We start from the raw sequence: 1,889 nt of genomic DNA on the forward strand, positions 1-1,889 counted from the left end.
CGTGGCAACCCGCTACGACAAACGCGCCTACGTCTACCTCGGCACCGTCACCGTCGCCACCCTCGCGATCTGGCTTCGCACCTGATCCAAGAAACGGGACCTAGCGGCGCCGACCGATGCAGCGCCCCCTCCGGCCTGTCCATGATGCAGCCGACGCAAGAACGTCCTGTCATCGGTATGAGCGGACGTTGGTCCTGCTCATCAAGTTGACCAAGCCTCGAGCGTCCGTAGGCTCTGCGGTCTGATGTTAATTTTGAGTGACAGAATGCCACGCCGTCGCTTAAAGTGGCTGACTCGCGTGTGATGAGAGAAGCTGGGCGCCAACGCTGCGCCCTGGGCCCTGGGTCCCGCTAGCGCAGGGCGCAGGGCAAGAAATGGAAAACGCAAGCGTTATCGGGCGCGGACCGGGCGCGGTCCGCAGTGGGAGAGGGATCGGGCGCGATCCCAGGTCAGGAGGCTGATGGTCGAAGACGGGCGTGGCGAGTCCTCGTCGAGCATGGCGAGGCGACGCAACCGCCGAGCTCATGGCGAGTCGAAGCGGAGGCGGGTGTTGTACATCCTGTTGTCGGACGACGAGCACGCGGCGGTGTCGAGAGCCGCCGAGCGTGAGCGACTGGCGACCGCGGCCTGGGCAGCGCTGACGTTGCTGGCCGCTGCGAGCGGGACGCCGCGAGCAGAGCACAACGAGATGCGCGAGGTACTGCAGGCCGTCATGCAGGCGCGTGGTCAAGCGCAGCGGATCGGCGTCAATCTCAACCAGGCGGTCGCCGCGCTGAACTCGGGGGAGGTGTCGTCGACGATCCAGTGGTATGCCCGCGCCGCCGCGCAGACGGTCCGCAAGCTGGACGACCTGGCCGAGGAGTTGAGAGGGCGGCTGCCGTGATCGTGAAGGCATTGGCCCTGAGCGTTGCGTCGTGATCGGGAAGGTCTTGCGGGGCGTCCGCGTCAAGGGGTTGCTGCGCTACCTCTACGGCCCAGGCGCCAACGGCGAGCATCACAACCCGCACATCGTGGCGGGCTTCGAGGAGGCGGCCGGTCTGGAGCCGGGGGTGGGGCCTGATGGTCGCCGCGACTTTCGTCATTTGGAGGGTCTGCTGACACAGCCGCTGGCGTTGCTCGGTGAACGGAACTACCGCAAGCCCGTCTGGCACTGCGCGGTGCGGGCCGCGCCTGAGGACCCGGTTCTTACCGATGCGCGGTGGGCACAGATCGCGGCCGAGGTCATGCAGCGGACCGGGTTGGCTCCGGTGGGGGACGTGGACGCCGTTCGCTGGATCGCCGTCCGCCACGCCGACGACCACGTCCACATCGTGGCCACGCTGGCGCGGCCGGACGGCGTCCGTCCAGAGGTATGGAACGACGGGTACCGGGTCCGCGACGCCTGCCGGGCGGTGGAGGAGCGGTTCGGTCTGCGTTCCACGGCGCCAGCAGACCGGACGGCTGCCCGCCGTCCCAAACGCGGCGAGACCGAGAAGGCCGTCCGCCGTCGTCAGGCGGTGCCGTCCCGTACCGTCCTGCGTCGAAAGGTCCAGACGGCGGCCGCTGGCGCCTGCAGCGAGAGCGAGTTCTTCGAACGCCTCCAGGCCGATGGTGTCCTGGTGAAGCGGCGGTTCAGCCAGCGGACGACCGGCGAACTGACTGGATACGCGGTGGCTGCCCCCGGCGATGTGAACGCGGACGGGCAGCCGGTCTGGTACGGGGGCGGCAAGCTCGCCTCGGACCTCACGCTGCCCAAACTTCGGCACCGCTGGACAACTGCGGACGGCTCGGTCCGCGGTTCGTCCGCCGTCCGTCCCCTCTGTGTCAGGCTCAGGTGGGACACGAGGGGATGAAGTTCCCTAACTGATGCGAACAGGGCGAGAACGGGTACTAAGCAGAGTGACGATGAC

2 protein-coding genes are annotated in these 1,889 nt (G+C 67.9%); both read left to right on the plus strand.

Annotated features, from left to right (window positions below; genetic code table 11):
• Positions 1 to 460: 460 nt before the first annotated feature.
• Complete coding sequence (locus CHC11_RS39910; protein WP_143227496.1) at positions 461 to 883, plus strand: hypothetical protein; 423 nt, start codon at positions 461 to 463, stop codon at positions 881 to 883.
• Between the two features lie 31 nt (positions 884 to 914).
• Complete coding sequence (locus CHC11_RS39915; RefSeq protein ID WP_089317108.1) at positions 915 to 1,832, plus strand: relaxase/mobilization nuclease domain-containing protein; 918 nt, start codon at positions 915 to 917, stop codon at positions 1,830 to 1,832.
• Positions 1,833 to 1,889: the final 57 nt, after the last annotated feature.

The organism is Actinomadura mexicana, assembly GCF_900188105.1.
Taxonomy (GTDB): domain Bacteria; phylum Actinomycetota; class Actinomycetes; order Streptosporangiales; family Streptosporangiaceae; genus Spirillospora; species Spirillospora mexicana.

What these genes read in the sequence shown, in the direction of transcription:
- CHC11_RS39910 (WP_143227496.1), top strand. Translation starts at nt 461, where the DNA reads ATGGTCGAAGACGGGCGTGGCGAGTCCTCGTCGAGCATGGCGAGGCGA.